16 protein-coding genes are annotated in these 13,763 nt (G+C 72.4%); 6 read left to right on the top strand and 10 right to left on the bottom strand.

Features of this window, described 5'->3' with window-relative positions; all coding sequences use genetic code 11:
* Positions 1–38 precede the first annotated feature (38 nt).
* Positions 39–878, bottom strand: coding sequence for a hypothetical protein (locus AB0D28_RS03140; RefSeq protein ID WP_357381629.1), 840 nt, complete (start codon positions 876–878; stop codon positions 39–41).
* 93 nt (positions 879–971) lie between these two features.
* Entirely contained in the window at positions 972–1,643 is a 672-nt protein-coding gene (locus AB0D28_RS03135; RefSeq protein ID WP_357381627.1) for a DUF4245 domain-containing protein, read from the bottom strand.
* A gap of 146 nt (positions 1,644–1,789) precedes the next feature.
* On the opposite strand from AB0D28_RS03135, the gene glpX reads away from it, so the two are divergent.
* Together glpX and AB0D28_RS03125 are read left to right on the top strand one after the other, a co-directional pair.
* Positions 1,790–2,821, top strand: a complete 1,032-nt coding sequence (gene glpX, locus AB0D28_RS03130; protein ID WP_252453116.1) for a class II fructose-bisphosphatase — start codon at positions 1,790–1,792, stop codon at positions 2,819–2,821.
* Between the two features lie 38 nt (positions 2,822–2,859).
* A complete protein-coding gene (locus AB0D28_RS03125; protein WP_357381804.1) occupies positions 2,860–3,801 on the top strand; it encodes a DMT family transporter in 942 nt (313 codons plus the stop codon).
* On the opposite strand, the gene AB0D28_RS03120 is transcribed toward AB0D28_RS03125, so the two are convergent.
* Positions 3,798–4,736: an NAD-dependent epimerase/dehydratase family protein gene (locus tag AB0D28_RS03120; RefSeq protein ID WP_357381625.1), complete on the bottom strand. Its 939-nt coding sequence runs from the start codon at positions 4,734–4,736 to the stop codon at positions 3,798–3,800. The two genes, AB0D28_RS03125 and AB0D28_RS03120, sit on opposite strands and share 4 nt — an antisense overlap.
* Positions 4,737–4,874: 138 nt before the next feature.
* On the opposite strand from AB0D28_RS03120, the gene AB0D28_RS03115 reads away from it, so the two are divergent.
* The gene (locus tag AB0D28_RS03115; protein ID WP_357381622.1) at positions 4,875–5,561 is read left to right on the top strand and encodes a TetR/AcrR family transcriptional regulator; all 687 of its coding nucleotides are present in this window, start codon (positions 4,875–4,877) and stop codon (positions 5,559–5,561) included.
* Between the two features lie 12 nt (positions 5,562–5,573).
* Here AB0D28_RS03115 and AB0D28_RS03110 read toward each other — a convergent pair whose 3' ends face one another.
* From AB0D28_RS03110 to AB0D28_RS03085, 6 genes are all read right to left on the bottom strand, one after another.
* The gene (locus AB0D28_RS03110; RefSeq protein ID WP_357381620.1) at positions 5,574–6,542 is read right to left on the bottom strand and encodes an NAD(P)/FAD-dependent oxidoreductase; all 969 of its coding nucleotides are present in this window, start codon (positions 6,540–6,542) and stop codon (positions 5,574–5,576) included.
* 105 nt (positions 6,543–6,647) lie between these two features.
* Positions 6,648–7,304: a rhomboid family intramembrane serine protease gene (locus tag AB0D28_RS03105; protein ID WP_357381618.1), complete on the bottom strand. Its 657-nt coding sequence runs from the start codon at positions 7,302–7,304 to the stop codon at positions 6,648–6,650.
* Positions 7,305–7,407: 103 nt separating this feature from the next.
* On the bottom strand, positions 7,408–8,100 hold the full coding sequence (locus tag AB0D28_RS03100) for a transglycosylase SLT domain-containing protein (protein ID WP_357381616.1): 693 nt from the start codon (positions 8,098–8,100) through the stop codon (positions 7,408–7,410).
* A 233-nt stretch (positions 8,101–8,333) separates the two neighbouring features.
* A complete protein-coding gene (locus AB0D28_RS03095) occupies positions 8,334–9,740 on the bottom strand; it encodes a PhoH family protein (RefSeq protein ID WP_357381614.1) in 1,407 nt (468 codons plus the stop codon).
* Positions 9,741–10,051: 311 nt separating this feature from the next.
* Positions 10,052–10,477, bottom strand: a complete 426-nt coding sequence (locus AB0D28_RS03090; RefSeq protein ID WP_357381612.1) for a hypothetical protein — start codon at positions 10,475–10,477, stop codon at positions 10,052–10,054.
* Positions 10,474–10,815, bottom strand: a complete 342-nt coding sequence (locus AB0D28_RS03085; protein ID WP_357381610.1) for a hypothetical protein — start codon at positions 10,813–10,815, stop codon at positions 10,474–10,476. The genes AB0D28_RS03090 and AB0D28_RS03085 overlap by 4 nt, the downstream gene beginning before the upstream one ends.
* A 264-nt stretch (positions 10,816–11,079) precedes the next feature.
* On the opposite strand from AB0D28_RS03085, the gene AB0D28_RS03080 reads away from it, so the two are divergent.
* The 3 genes from AB0D28_RS03080 to otsB all read left to right on the top strand — a co-directional run bounded on the left by AB0D28_RS03080 (position 11,080) and on the right by otsB (position 12,931).
* The gene (locus tag AB0D28_RS03080; protein WP_357381608.1) at positions 11,080–11,520 is read left to right on the top strand and encodes an XRE family transcriptional regulator; all 441 of its coding nucleotides are present in this window, start codon (positions 11,080–11,082) and stop codon (positions 11,518–11,520) included.
* 163 nt (positions 11,521–11,683) lie between these two features.
* A complete protein-coding gene (locus AB0D28_RS03075; protein ID WP_013284062.1) occupies positions 11,684–12,037 on the top strand; it encodes a hypothetical protein in 354 nt (117 codons plus the stop codon).
* Between the two features lie 69 nt (positions 12,038–12,106).
* On the top strand, positions 12,107–12,931 hold the full coding sequence (gene otsB / locus AB0D28_RS03070; RefSeq protein ID WP_357381605.1) for a trehalose-phosphatase: 825 nt from the start codon (positions 12,107–12,109) through the stop codon (positions 12,929–12,931).
* Positions 12,932–12,991: 60 nt separating this feature from the next.
* Here the strand turns inward: otsB and AB0D28_RS03065 are convergent, their stop codons facing one another.
* Entirely contained in the window at positions 12,992–13,762 is a 771-nt protein-coding gene (locus tag AB0D28_RS03065; RefSeq protein WP_357381603.1) for an isoprenyl transferase, read from the bottom strand.
* Position 13,763 lies beyond the last annotated feature (1 nt).

Here is a 13,763-nt window from a genome sequence, read left to right as displayed (position 1 = left end):
TCGGCGCGGGAACTGCCCAGGTCTCGGGGAGCGGTGGGTCAGTTGAACAGGCCGTACAGCTCGGCGGGCGCCTCGACGACCTGGTCGGCCGAGGGCTTCTGGGCCGGGGCCGCGTTGCCGTAGTTGGTGTAGGTGATCTTCAGGTCCTGCGCGGCGCTCTGGCCGGCGGCCGGGATCTTGAGCACCATCTCGCTGAGCCGGCCCTGCGTGTCGACCTTGGCGGTGAACGGCACCGACTGGGCCTGCGCCCCGAGCGCGGTGATCACGGCCGGGTCGAGCGAGCCCGCCTGGGCGGCCTTCGACACGTCGACGGTGCCCTCGTACGCGCCCTCGCCGGTCTGCCGCACCTCGGTGATGCCCTGGGTGAGCACGGCGCTGCCGGCCGGGTCGAGCTTCTCGAAGTCGAAGCCGAGCGCCCGGTTGCCCTTGATCCGGTTCTGGTCGAGGTGGTGGTACTTGCCGGTGTTGAGGTTCTTCACGCCGGGGATCTGCGCGGCGGCGGCGCCGCCGAGTTCCAGCTTGACCCAGCTGTCCGGCTTGGCGTGGATCAGGTCCAGCTTCATCATCAGGTCCGACGACGGGTCGCCGATGGTCATCCGCATGTCGGCGCTCTGGCTCGGCTCGTGCACCTGCCCTTCGGCGGTGGAGCCCGCGCCGGTCATGGTGAACTTGAAGTTCCCCTCGCGGATCGCGTTGGTGGAGTCGAGCAGGGCCTGCTTGGCCGCGCTGCTGGACGCCGTGGCGCTCGGTGCGACGCTGCCGGAGGCGCTCGGGGTCGCGGAGGCGTCGGACGTCGTCCCGTTGCCGTTGCAGGCCGCCAGGCCGGGAATGAGCAGCGCCGCGGCGAACGCGGTGGCGCTGAAGCGTCGTATCTTCACGTCAACCTCTCCAGGTGGGTCGTCCGGGCTCGATGTCCCTTCTGTTCCCGGAAGCGGCCTTCCGCAATCCCGCCTCACCCGGAGGGAGGACGATCAGCGCAGCGACGTGGCGAGCTTGCGCAGCTCCGACTCCCCCGCGTCGCCGACGACGATCACGGTGCGGTTCGGCTCCAGCAGGACGAGCGCCTGCTCGTTGCCGCGCGCGGTGTAGCGCTGCCAGCTCAGCCCGCCGGGCAGGTCGGCCGCGCCCTGCGGCTGTCCCTCGGTCAGCTCGGCCGGCAGCAGCTTCTCCGCCGGGACGTTGCTCTCCACGAGCTGGGCGCCCCGGCCCTCCGGGGTCACGTAGCCGATGCGCAGCGTGGAGCCGTCCGCCTCGGTCCGGAACCGGGCGTTCACCGTACGCCAGTCGTCGCCCAGCCCGGTCGGCTCGCTGACCGGGAAGGCGTTCGCGGAGCGGGCCTGCTCCAGCGCGGGCGCCGGGTCGACGGTGACCGGCGAGTCGCCGCCGAGGAAGCCCCGGTAGAAGGCGAGCAGCAGCGCGATCGGGACCAGCAGGATCAGCAGGGACAGCGCCATGTCCTTCGGCGACCGCTCGGACCGGGCCTTGCCCCCCGCCGGACCAGCTGCGGGCGCACCCGCTGCCGGTGTCACAGCCGCGGGCTCGCCGGGCGCGGGTGCCACAGCCGCGGGCTCGCCCAGCGCGGGCTGGCCCTCCGGCGGGGTGGCGTCGGTCGGTGTGCGGTCGGCAGGCTGTGCGGCTTCCACCCGGCCATTGTCGCAGCCCACCGGGGGACGTGATCCTGGCCTCCTCCGCCCCGCCGGGACGGCGAACCTGAGATCGTGTGAGGATCAGCGACAAACCGGCGGTGGTGACCGCCGGTCCCACCCCGCAACGTCGCGAGGAGGCCGCCATGACAACCACCAGTACGCGGACGCCCCAGGATCTCGACCGCAACCTCGCCCTCGATCTGGTCCGGGTCACCGAGGCCGCGGCGATGGCCGCCGGCCGCTGGGTCGGCCGGGGCGACAAGGAAGGCGGCGACGGCGCAGCTGTCGACGCCATGCGAAAGCTGATCAACTCGATCCCCATGCGTGGCGTCGTGGTGATCGGCGAGGGCGAGAAGGACAACGCCCCGATGCTGTTCAACGGCGAGGAGGTCGGCGACGGGACCGGCCCCGAGGTGGACGTGGCGGTCGACCCGATCGACGGCACCACGCTGATGAGCAAGGGCATGCCGAACGCGCTGGCGGTGCTCGCGGTGGCCGAGCGCGGCGCGATGTTCGACCCGAGCGCCGTCTTCTACATGGAGAAGCTGGCCGTCGGCCCGATGTACGCCGACGTGGTGGACATCAACGCCGGGGTGGCCGAGAACATCAACCGGATCGCCAAGGTCAAGGGCACCGACGCCGCCGAGGTGACCGTGTGCGTGCTGGACCGCTCGCGCCACGACGACCTGGTGAAGCAGATCCGGCGTACCGGCGCCGGGATCCGGTTCATCTCCGACGGTGACATCGCCGGCGCCATCGCGGCGGCGCGTGGCGAGTCGGACGTGGACGTGCTGATGGGCATCGGCGGCACCCCGGAGGGCATCACGGCGGCGTGCGCGCTCAAGTGCATGGGCGGCATGATGCAGGCCAAGCTCTGGCCGAAGGACTCCGACGAGCGCCGCAAGGCGCTGGACGCCGGGCACGACCTGGACCGGGTGCTGTTCACCGACGACCTGGTGACCGGCGACAACTGCTTCTTCGTGGCCACCGGCGTCACCTCCGGCGACCTGCTGCGCGGCGTGCGCTACCGCTCCGGCGGGGCGTACACGCAGTCGATCGTGATGCGCTCCAAGAGCGGCACGATCCGGGTGATCGACTCGTACCACCGCCTGGAGAAGCTCGCCCTCTACTCGGCTGTCGACTTCGACGGGCGCCCGCTGGCCGAGCAGGAGTGAGCAGAGCCGGGACGGCGGCACCACCGGCACCGCCGACGCTGTCGACCGGGCGACGTGTCGCCGGTGTCGGGTTGGCCACCGCCTCGGGCGTGATGGTCGCCGTCCAGTCCCGGATCAACGGCGAGCTGGGCGTACGCCTGGCCGACGGGATCGCCGCCGCGGTGGTCTCGTTCGGCGTGGGTCTGCTGATCCTGCTGGTGCTGGTCCCCGCCACCCCCGGTGGCCGGCGGGGACTGGTCGCCCTGCGCGGCGCGTTGCGCACCGGCACGCTGCGGCCGTGGCAGTGCCTGGGCGGGGTGTGCGGCGCGTTCCTGGTGGCGACGCAGGGGCTGACCATCGGCGCGCTCGGCGTGGCGGTCTTCACCGTCGCGGTGGTGGCCGGGCAGTCCGGCAGCAGCCTGCTCGTCGACCGGGCCGGCATCGGCCCGGCCGGCCGGCAGCCGGTCACCCCGAACCGGCTGATCGGCGCGGTGCTCACAGTGCTCGCCGTCCTGCTGGCGGTGGGCGACCGGCTCGGTGACCCGCAGGCGCTGGCGCTGGCCCTGCTGCCGCTGGCGGCGGGGGTGGGCATCGCCTGGCAGCAGGCGGTGAACGGGCGGGTCCGGGCGGCGGCGGGCAGCGCCATGACGGCCACGCTGGTGAACTTCACAGTGGGCACCGCGGCGCTGCTGCTCACGTTCGCTGTCGACCTGGCGGTACGCGGCCGGCCGGCCGGCGCGTTCCCGGACGAGCCGTGGCTCTATCTCGGCGGCCCGCTCGGCATCGTGTTCATCGCGCTGGCCGCCGCCCTCGTCCGGTTCACCGGGGTGCTGCTGCTCGGCCTGGCCACCATCGCCGGGCAGATCGTCGGCGCGGTGCTGCTGGACCTGGCGCTGCCGACCGCCGCCTCGCACCCCGGGCTGGACACGCTGCTCGGCGCGGCGCTGACCATGGTCGCCGTGCTCGTCGCCGCCTTCGGCCCGACCCGTCCCCGCACCTAGCGGGCGGCGGCGGGTGCGGCGGCGCGCAGGCCGGTGACCATCTCGTCGACCACCCGGTCCAGCGGCGTCCCCTCGATCCCGAACGTCTCGGTGGCTGCGGTGGAGTCCATCACGAACGGCCCGGCGAACTGGTGCGCGGTCTCCCGCATCTCCTTGGCGAACGGGTCGGCGAGGCCGCCGAGCCAGAGCACCGGGTAGGGCATCCGGGTCAGCCGGGGTGCCGGCGCCCCGGCCCGCTCCGCCGCCCGGTGGGCGAGCGCCCGCATGGACATCGGTGGCGCGCTGGGCACGTGCCAGGCCCGCCCCCAGGCCCGCGGGTCGGCGGCGACCGCGACGAGGGTACGGGCGACGTCCCCGACGTACGTCCAGGTGTGCGGCGCGTCCCAGGCCACCGGCAGGAACACCCGCTGCCCGGCGAGCACCTTGGGCAGCACCATCATGGGCAGCGAGTTGCCGCCGAGGCCGATGTAGTCGGAGCCGCGTACCTCGGTGATCCGGGCCCGGCCGGCGCGGTGGGCGGCCAGGGCGTCGGCCCACATCCGGTTACGGACCCGGCCCTTGACGCCGGTGGCGGCGAGCGGGGTCGCCTCGGTCATCGGGGCGTCGACCGGGCCGTACCCGTAGAGGTTGCCGACTGTCGCCAGCACGGCGCCGCTGCGTTCGGCGGCGGTGAGCAGGGCGGCGGCCAGCGGCGGCCAGTCCGTCTGCCACCTGTGGTATTCCGGGTTGGCGCAGTTGTAGAGCGCGTCCGCGCCCTCGGTGTGCGCGGCGAGCCGGTCCGCGTCGCCGGCGTCGGCGGCCACCCGCTCGATCGCCGCGTGCTCGGGGCCGGTGCCGCGCCGGGTGACCATCCGCACGCGCTCGCCGCGCTCGGCGAGGAGGCGGGCGGTGGCGGTGCCGACAGGGCCGGCGCCGACGATCACGTGCAGTGTCATGACAGGTCCACCTTCGCTGAAGCAGTAATCCGAATCGAGAGCACCGCTCTCGCAACAGAGCATGACTTACGCGGCGGCCCACGTCAAGAGCAGTGCTCTCTCTTTTGATTGCCGCTCTCTCCATGGCAGAGTGGAGACATGGTCGCTCCCTCGCTCCGCGCCCGGGTCCGCGCCGGGATGATCGAAGAGATCAAGACGGTCGCCCGCCGCCACCTGGACACCGACGGCGCGAACCTGTCCCTGCGCGCGGTCGCCCGGGACCTCGGCATGGTGTCCTCGGCGATCTACCGCTACTTCCCCAGCCGCGACGACCTGCTCACCGCGCTGATCCTGGAGGCGTACGACGCGCTCGGTGACGCCGTGGAGGCGGCCGACGCCGCCGCCGACCAGGCCGACCTGCGCGGACGCTGGCTCGCCGCCTGCCGGGCCGCCCGCGCGTGGGCGCTCGCCCACCCCGCCGAGTACGCGCTGCTCTACGGCAGCCCGGTGCCCGGGTACGCGGCCCCCGACGACACCGTCGCGCCGGCCCAGCGCCCACCGGTGACCCTGGTCGGCATCCTGCGCGACGGGCTGGCGTCCGGCCGGCTCGCCCCGCCCGACGAGGATCTGCCCGAGCCGCTGCGCGGCGACGTGGCCGAACTGGTCGGCCTGCTCGGCATGGACGTGCCGCCCGCCCTGCTGGCCCGTGGCATGGCCGGCTGGACCCAGTTGTTCGGGCTGATCAGCTTCGAGCTGTTCGGCCGGATCAACCGGGCGCTGCCGCACCGCGACGAGTACTTCGACCACCAGATCGGACTGATGGCGGACCTGGTCGGCCTGCCCTGACGCCGGTCGGCGTCAGGTGCCGTCGGAGGAGTGGCCGGGGAACAGGTGCGCGGCCGGGTCGATGACGACGGCCGCGTTGTTCACGGCGGTGGCGGCCTCGCCGAAGCCGGTCGCGATCAGGCGGACCTTGCCCGGGTACTCGGTGATGTCCCCGGCCGCGAACACCCGGGGCAGGTTGGTGGCCATCGCGCTGTCCACCACGATGTGCCGCCGGTCGAGGTTCAGCCCCCACTCGGCGAGCGGGCCGAGGTCGGCGGTGAAGCCGAGCGCCGCCACCACCGTGTCCACCGGAAGCGTCTCCACCTCGCCGCCGCGTACGGTCAGCTCGGCGCCGGTGACCGTCTCCTCGCCGTACAGCCGGCTCACCTCGGCGTTCACCACGATCCGCACCGGCAGGGCGCGGACGCGCTCGATGGTGGCGGCGTGTGCCCGGAAGCGGTCCCGCCGGTGCACGAGCGTCACCGACCGGGCCAGCGGGGCGAGCGTGGCGGCCCAGTCGAAAGCCGAGTCGCCACCGCCGACGATGAGCACGTGCCGGTCGGTCAGCTCGGCCGGCTGCGGCACGAAGTAGACGATCCCGCCGCCGGTGAAGCTCTCCGCGACCGGCAGCGGCCGGGGCGTGAAGCTGCCGAGCCCGCCGGTGACCAGCACCGCGCCGCAGGTGAGCTGCTCACCGCCGGCCAGGCCGAGCACCGGCCGGCCGTCGAGGTAGGACAGCTTCTCCGCGCGTACGCCGAGGCGGTAGTCGGGGTGGAACGGCGCGGCCTGGGCGACCAGGTTCGTGACCAGCTCACGGCCCTTGATCGCGGGGAAGCCGGCGACGTCGAGGATCAGCTTCTCCGGGTACATCGCGGTGACCTGGCCGCCCGGCTCGGGCAGCGCGTCGATCACCGACACGGAGAGTCCACGGAAACCGGCGTAGTAGGCGGCGAAGAGCCCGGCGGGACCGGCCCCGATCACGGCGACATCGACCTCGCGCATGGCGTACCGTCACTTTCCGCTTCGGATCACCCCGTGCTGATGCGGAAACGGTAGGCGGGCGGGTGGCCGCGGGCAAGCACGTCCCGCGCTTCGATCAACGCGCCGTCAGGGCAGCGTCATCCTCGGTGAGCCGAGACGGTCGGACTCGCCGGCGTCGTTGCGGCGCCGGAACAGGATCGCCGCGACCACGCCACCGAGCAGCCCGAACAGGTGCCCCTGCCACGAGATGCGCTCGTCGGTGGGGAGGATGCCGAGCAGCTGCCAGCCGTAGAGCAACCCGACCAGCAGGCCGACGGCGAAGTTCCACCAGCTGCGCTCCACCACGCCCCGGGTGAGCAGGATGCCGAGGTATCCGAAGATCACGCCGCTGGCGCCGACCACCACCGAGTTGGGTGAGCCGGTGAACCAGACGCCCAGACCGCTGACCAGGATGATCACCCCGGTGGACCAGAGGAACCGGCGGGTGCCCGCGGCCAGCACGAACGTGCCGAGCAGGATCAGCGGGATGCTGTTGCTGTAGAGGTGGTTCCACCCGGCGTGCAGGAACGGCGAGAAGAAGACGCCGTCCAGGCCCTGGAGCCGCTGCGGGATGATGCCGGCGGTGTAGTCGAGGCCGAGTCGCAGGCCGACGTCGAGCGCCTCGATGAGGAACAGCACCGGCACGACCGCGCACATGGCGACGAAGGCCCGGCCGAGCGCCGCGTAGAACGCGTCGGTGCCGAACCGATGGGGGTCGCCGCTGGGGCCGCCGTGCCAGGTCACCTACCAAGAGCTATCAGCAAATGCGGCGGGCCGCCAGTCGGGCGGCGGCACGACGACGGCGGGACACCCGGGTCTGCCGGTGTGTCCCGCCGTCGTGGTGATGTCAGTACCAGCCCGAACTCTGCGACTTCTGCCAGGCGCCGCAGGGGGTGTCGTACCGGCCCTTGATGTAGCCGAGACCCCAGGTGATCTGGGTCGCCGGGTTGGTCTTCCAGTCGTCGGCCACCGAGGCCATCTTGCTGCCCGGCACGGCCTGCGGGATCCCGTACGCCCCCGAGGAGCTGTTGGAGGCCTTCGGGTTCCAGCCGCTCTCCTTGGTCCAGAGCTTGTCCAGGCAGGGGAACTGGTCGATGCCGAAGCCCTTGTCGAGCATGATGGCGCAACCGACCTTCCGGTTGCCGCTGTACTCCGCGCACGAGGACGGGATCGGGCCGCTGTACGGCTTGACCTTCGCCTCCTTCTCGGCCGCCTCCGCGGCGTCCCGCTCCTTCTTGCGGGACGCGGCGGCCGCCTCGGCCTTCCTGGCCCGCTCGGCGGCCTCCTTCGCCGCCGCGGCGGCACGCAGCTTCGCCTGGTACTCGGCGGCACGCTTGCGCGACGAGTCCACGCGGTGGTCGGACAGCCGCTCACGCTGGTACGCGTGCTCCGCCTGGTCGACCTCCAGGCCGACCTGTGCGGTCAGGCCCTGCTGCTGGGTCTGTCGATCCTCGCCCAGGTAGAAGCCGCCTGCGACGCCCACGGAGAGCAGTGCGACAGCGGCCGTACGGGCGCCGAACCGGCTCCACAGCCGACTCACGAAGTTTCCCTTCGTCGGGGGCAGGGACACGGCACACGTGGGCCACGGTCGGGTCACGCCGGGTGCCGTGAGCGCACCGGTACCGGTGTGACTCCGGGCCGTGTCCGGCGCTGGAGTGGTAGGTGACGCTCGATGGACACCATCGCGCACGGTGAGGCCGGTGGGAAATGGCCAGGCCGAAAAGTGATCTGCGTCACCCCTAATATCGGGATGAAATAGTGCAAATGCGGCACTCAGCCCGGGATGTCCTCCAGCAGATCGGTGACCATGGCGGCGATCGGAGAACGCTCCGATCGGCTGAGCGTGACGTGCGCGAAGAGGGGATGCCCCTTCAGCGCCTCGATCACCGCGGTCACCCCGTCGTGCCGGCCGACCCGCAGATTGTCCCGCTGGGCCACGTCGTGGGTGAGCACCACCCTCGACCCCTGACCGATCCGGGACAGCACGGTGAGCAGGACGCCCCGCTCCAGCGACTGCGCCTCGTCCACGATGACGAACGCGTCGTGCAGGCTGCGGCCGCGGATGTGGGTCAGCGGCAGCACCTCGAGCAGCCCGCGCGAGGTGACCTCCTCCAGCACGTTCTCGTGCACCACCGAGCCGAGCGTGTCGAAGACGGCCTGCGCCCACGGCGACATCTTCTCCGACTCCGACCCGGGCAGGTAGCCCAGTTCCTGACCGCCGACCGCGTACAGGGGACGGAACACGATCACCTTCTTGTGCCGGCGTCGCTCCATCACCGCCTCCAGGCCGGCGCAGAGCGCCAGCGCGGACTTGCCGGTGCCGGCCCGCCCACCGAGCGACACGATGCCGATCGACTCGTCCAGCAGCAGGTCGAGCGCAATCCGCTGCTCCGCCGAGCGCCCGTGCACGCCGAACGCCTCCCGGTCGCCCCGGACCAGCCGGATTGTCTTGTCCGGCAGCACCCGGCCCAGCGCCGAGCCCCGGCCCGAGTGCAGCACCAGGCCGGTGTGGCAGGGCAGTCCCGCCGCCACGTCGACGTCGAGCGCCTCGCCCGCGTACAGCCGGCCGATCTCCTCCTCGGCCAGATCCAGCTCGGCCATCCCGGTCCAGGTCGGATCGCTGGCCTGGCCGTGCCGGTACTCGTCGGCGCGCAGGCCCACCGAGGCAGCCTTCACCCGCAGCGGCATGTCCTTGCTGACCAGCGTGACCTGACGCCCCTCGGCGGCCAGGTTGAGCGCCACGGACAGGATGCGCGCGTCGTTCGACTCGTTGCGGAAGCCGGGCGGCAGCACACCGTCGTCGGTGTGGTTCAGCTCCACCCGCAGCGTGCCGCCCTGGTCGTTGGCGGGCACCGGGCGGTCCAGCCGGCCGTGCCGTACGCGCAACTCGTCCAGCATGCGCAGCGACTGGCGGGCGAACCAGCCCAGCTCCGGGTGGTGCCGCTTGCCCTCCAGTTCGGAGATCACCACCAGCGGCAGCACCACCTCGTGCTCGGCGAAGCGGTGGAACGCCGCCGGATCGGACAGCAGGACCGAGGTGTCCAGCACGAAGGCCGGGCCGGCTGGTCGGGGCTCCTCGGCCTCCGCGGCGGCGGCGCGGCGGCTGCGGGTGGTCCGGCGGGTCGGGGCGGTCGAGGCCGGGGTCTGCTCGGCTCCGGCGGGGGTACGGCGAGTGGTCACAGGCCTGCTCCGCGGATGGGCACCCGGCCACCCGAGTTCCGCCTCTTCCGGTGCCCGGAGGACACGGGGTCGGATGCGGGCCCCGTGTGCGAGGACGCAGGTCCGGGCTGTCCGGCTGGCCCGGGAAAACCCCGTGCCATGCCTAGACGCTAATCGCCTCGGGGCCGCGCGGCTAGAGGCGCGCGTGGATCAAGCGTCGTCTTCGCCGGACGTACACCTGTGCGAGTGACGGGCGGACCGCAACCGGCCGGGATGCATGCCCCCTGCGCGCACCCCGGCCGGTCGTCGAGCGCCGCGATGCGGCGCGGGCCTCAGCTCTGCCGGCGCACCAACGTGCCGGCCCGTGGTCCGGCGCCGGCCGCGCCGAACGACGAGCCGGTGTACGTGGTGCCCACCCGGCCGACGGCACCGAGCTGGGCGGTCGCGGTGACCCGTACCGCGGGGGCGGAGCCGGGCCGGGCGGCGACCACGGCGGGTACCGAGGTGCCGGCGAACGGCACCGCCGAGCGCCCGGCCGAGGTCACCACCGTCGGGCCGGGACCGGACAGCGCCGAGGCGATCGCCGCCTGGGCGTCGCGGCGACGGCGGTTCCAGGCACCCCGGTCGCCGTCGAAGTAGCCCTGACGGTAACCGAACCGGTAGCCGATGCGGTAGCTGAGCTGACCGTGCAGGCGGCCGGCCGCGTAGCAGGTGGAGCCGAGCACGAGGACGAGCACCACGGCGAGAAAGGGGGTCATCGCTCGTCCGTCCCGGGCAGTGGGTCGACCACGAGCAGCCGCTCCAGGTCGTCGGTGCTGACCTCCTCGACCAGCTCGACGCTGATCCGGCATCCGTCGAGGACCACCTCGGCCACCGACGCCCGGCGGATCTCCCCGCCGGAGTCGTAGACCCGCACGCTCAGCTCGGGGCAGCCGAGGTGGGTCCGCCAGGCGTCCCACTCCCCCCGGTCGCCGACGCTGAGCGAGAGGTACCGGCACCCGCGGGCGAGGTAGAGACGCCAGGGGGCGCTCAGCCCGGCGGACACTCCGTCCGCGATCAGCCCGAAGGCCTGGGCACGGGTCGCGAGCTCGGTCACGAGACCCCCTCGGCACCCGCGGAGTGACGCATGTGAGCACTCGTCGTCTCAGGCACGTGACACACCGTAAGCTGTCTCATGAGCGTGACAGTATCAGCTTTTCAGCCCTTTGCCGCTGCACTCGTGTCCATCTATTCTGCCCGGGTGACACCCCTCCTGAGCAGCACTGGATCGTTTACCGGAAATCCCGGACCGGCGTCCCGTCAGCGTGACAGCAGCGTGCCGAGCCACCCCCTCGGGACCGACTGGCCGTACCGTCACGGGGTGACCGAGACGGCCAACGCACGGAAGATCGCCTTCGCCACCTTCGTCCGGCGCGCGCTCGACGACGCCCGCGCGCTGCGCGCCTGGAGCGGCACCGAGGTCTCCCGGCGCACCGGCGTCTCCCGCCAGACCATCAACCGATGGGTACGCGGCGACTGGGCCAGCGACCCGGAGGCGGAGCGGGTGGTCGCCTTCTGCGAAGGGCTCGGGCTCGACCCGGCCGCCGCGTTCACCGCGCTCGGCTGGGACCGGGCCGCCGGGCCGCGCACCGTGCCGGCACCGCCCCCGATGGACCCGGACGTGGAGGCGCTGCTGCGCCGGCTGGTCGACCCGAACGTCTCCGACGCGGAGAAGTTCCACATCCGAGAAACCATCCGTTACCTCGCATACCGCCCGACCCTGCCGGGCGGTGTCCGAAATAGGGGGAAACAGGCGGGCTAGTTCCTCAGATGGCGAAAGAACGGATGAGCAGACCCGATCGTTTCGCCGCGGGGACGGATCGGACCCGCTAGCGTCCACGTTTGTACTGCTAGGGGCTCGTCATCGGCGGGGGGACGGGACACAGCCGAACCCAGCCCTGCGGGACAGAAGGAGGGGTCTGTCCATGACCCTGAAATGGTTGGCAGTCGTGGTCGCGGTGGTGTCGCTGACATCGTGCGTGACCGGCAACGTGGTGGTCGGCGTACTGGACGGCGGGCAGCTCCCACTGGTCGTCAACCTCTTCGCGCTCACCACGGCCGGCACCGCGGTGATCCTCGCCGTCGTCGCCGAGCTGCACGATCGGCTCAACGACCGCGTCAGCGCGCTCACCGAGTTCCTGGTGGCGCGGCTCAACGAGATCGAGGCGCACACCGGCGACCGCAACACCGGCTTCGTGGAGGGCTACCTGCTCAGCCACGGGCAGGAGGCGGCAGTGGTGCCGTTCGGCCGCCGGGGACGAGGAGCCGCCGAACGCTGATCCCCACGTCGTTCCGACGTCGCATCTCGGCCACGAATACGCCGCCCGGCGCGGGGTACGCTGACGCGCGTGCCGCCGTTGAATCTGGGCAACCAGCAGCCGAAGACCCCGTTGAACGCGGAGCACGCCTGGCGTGCGACCGCCGCCCGCGCGGGTGACGTCGTCCTCTTCTTCGACTTCGACGGCACCCTGGCGCCGGTCGACGACGATCCCACAGCCGTACGGCCCGCGCCCAACGTGCTCACCGCGCTGGAGGCGCTCGCCCCGCACGTCCGCCGGATCGCGATCGTCTCCGCCCGCCCGGTGGACTTCCTCCGCGACCACCTCGGCGGCCTCGCCGGCATCGACCTGTACGGGCTCTACGGCCTGGAGCACAGCCACTCCGGCGGTGAGACGGTCACCGAGCCGGCCGCCCTGCCGTGGGTGCCGACGATGTCCGAGCTGGCCGAGCAGGCCCGCGCCGAGTTGCCGCCCGGCGCGCTCGTCGAGTTCAAGCGGCTCTCCGTGGCGCTGCACTGGCGTACCGCCCCGCATCTCGGCGAGCTGGTGCAGGAGTGGGGCCGGGCCCAGGCCGAGCGGCTGGGGCTGCGCGCCCAGCCGGGCCGGATGGTGCTGGAACTGAAGCCCCCTGTCGACCGGGACAAGGGCATGGTGATCGGCGAGACGGTCCGGGACGCCGGTGGCGCCTGGTACTTCGGTGACGACGTCTCCGACATCAAGGCGTTCGCCGCGCTGCGCGCCCGCGCCGCCGACGACCCCGACTTCCTCGGTGTCTGTGTCGCGGTCGCCAACCCGGAGACCGGTCACGAGGTGGCCGACGCCGCCGACATGACCCTGGACTCCCCCGCCGCCCTGGCCGACTTCCTCACCTCAGCCCTGCCCCACCTCCGCTGACACCCCGGCCCGCCGGGGCGGGGCGGGGCGGGGGCGGGGCGAGAGGGCTGCGGCGAGGGGTCAGGTGCCGAAGCGGCGTTGGCGGGTGGCGTAGGAGCGCAGGGCCCGCAGGAAGTCGACCTTGCGGAAGTCGGGCCAGTTCAGCTCGCAGAAGTAGAACTCCGAGTGCGCGCTCTGCCAGAGCATGAAACCGGAGAGCCGCTGCTCGCCACTGGTCCGGATGATCAGATCCGGGTCCGGCAGCCCCTTTGTGTAGAGGTGCTCGGAGATGTGGTCGACGTCTATCGAGGTGGCCAGCTCCTCCAGCGTGCCGCCGCTCGCCGCGTGCTCCAGCAGCAGCGAGCGGACCGCGTCGGCGATCTCACGCCGCCCGCCGTACCCGACAGCGATGTTCACCTGAGCCCCGCCGTCGCGGTCGCGGGTGCGTTCCTCGGCGGCCTTGAGCGCGGCGGCGTGCTGCGCCGGCAGCACGTCGAGCGCGCCGACCATCCGCAGCCGCCAGGGGTTGCCCTCCTCGGCCAGCTCGGTGCTCAGGTCCTCGATGATCTGGAGCAGCGGGTCCAGCTCGGCGGCCGGGCGGGAAAGGTTGTCGGTGGAGAGCAGCCAGAGTGTGACGTGCCCGACGCCTGCCGCGTCGCACCAGCGGAGCAGTTCCTTGATCCGCTCGGCGCCCATCCGATGGCCGTCGTTCGGGTCGACGAAGCCCATCTCCCGGGCCCATCTGCGGTTGCCGTCGCACATCACGCCGACGTGTGCGGGTACGGGCTTGCCCGCGAGCTTCGCCGTCAGCCGGCGCTCGTACACGGAGTAGAGGAGTTTCCGCAGAGTCATC

Origin of the sequence: Micromonospora sp. NPDC048169 (genome assembly GCF_040652815.1) — a bacterium.
Taxonomy (GTDB): Bacteria; Actinomycetota; Actinomycetes; order Mycobacteriales; family Micromonosporaceae; genus Micromonospora.
Note: the sequence above shows the minus strand (reverse complement) of the source record. Positions and strands in the feature narration are given on the sequence as shown.

Coding starts and splice junctions, on each gene's coding strand:
- glpX (WP_252453116.1), top strand. CDS start 1,790: ATGACAACCACCAGTACGCGGACGCCCCAGGATCTCGACCGCAACCTC.
- AB0D28_RS03120 (WP_357381625.1), bottom strand. CDS start 4,736: ATGACACTGCACGTGATCGTCGGCGCCGGCCCTGTCGGCACCGCCACC.
- AB0D28_RS03115 (WP_357381622.1), top strand. CDS start 4,875: ATGGTCGCTCCCTCGCTCCGCGCCCGGGTCCGCGCCGGGATGATCGAA.
- AB0D28_RS03110 (WP_357381620.1), bottom strand. CDS start 6,542: ATGCGCGAGGTCGATGTCGCCGTGATCGGGGCCGGTCCCGCCGGGCTC.
- AB0D28_RS03090 (WP_357381612.1), bottom strand. CDS start 10,477: ATGACCCCCTTTCTCGCCGTGGTGCTCGTCCTCGTGCTCGGCTCCACC.
- AB0D28_RS03075 (WP_013284062.1), top strand. CDS start 11,684: ATGACCCTGAAATGGTTGGCAGTCGTGGTCGCGGTGGTGTCGCTGACA.
- AB0D28_RS03065 (WP_357381603.1), bottom strand. CDS start 13,762: ATGACTCTGCGGAAACTCCTCTACTCCGTGTACGAGCGCCGGCTGACG.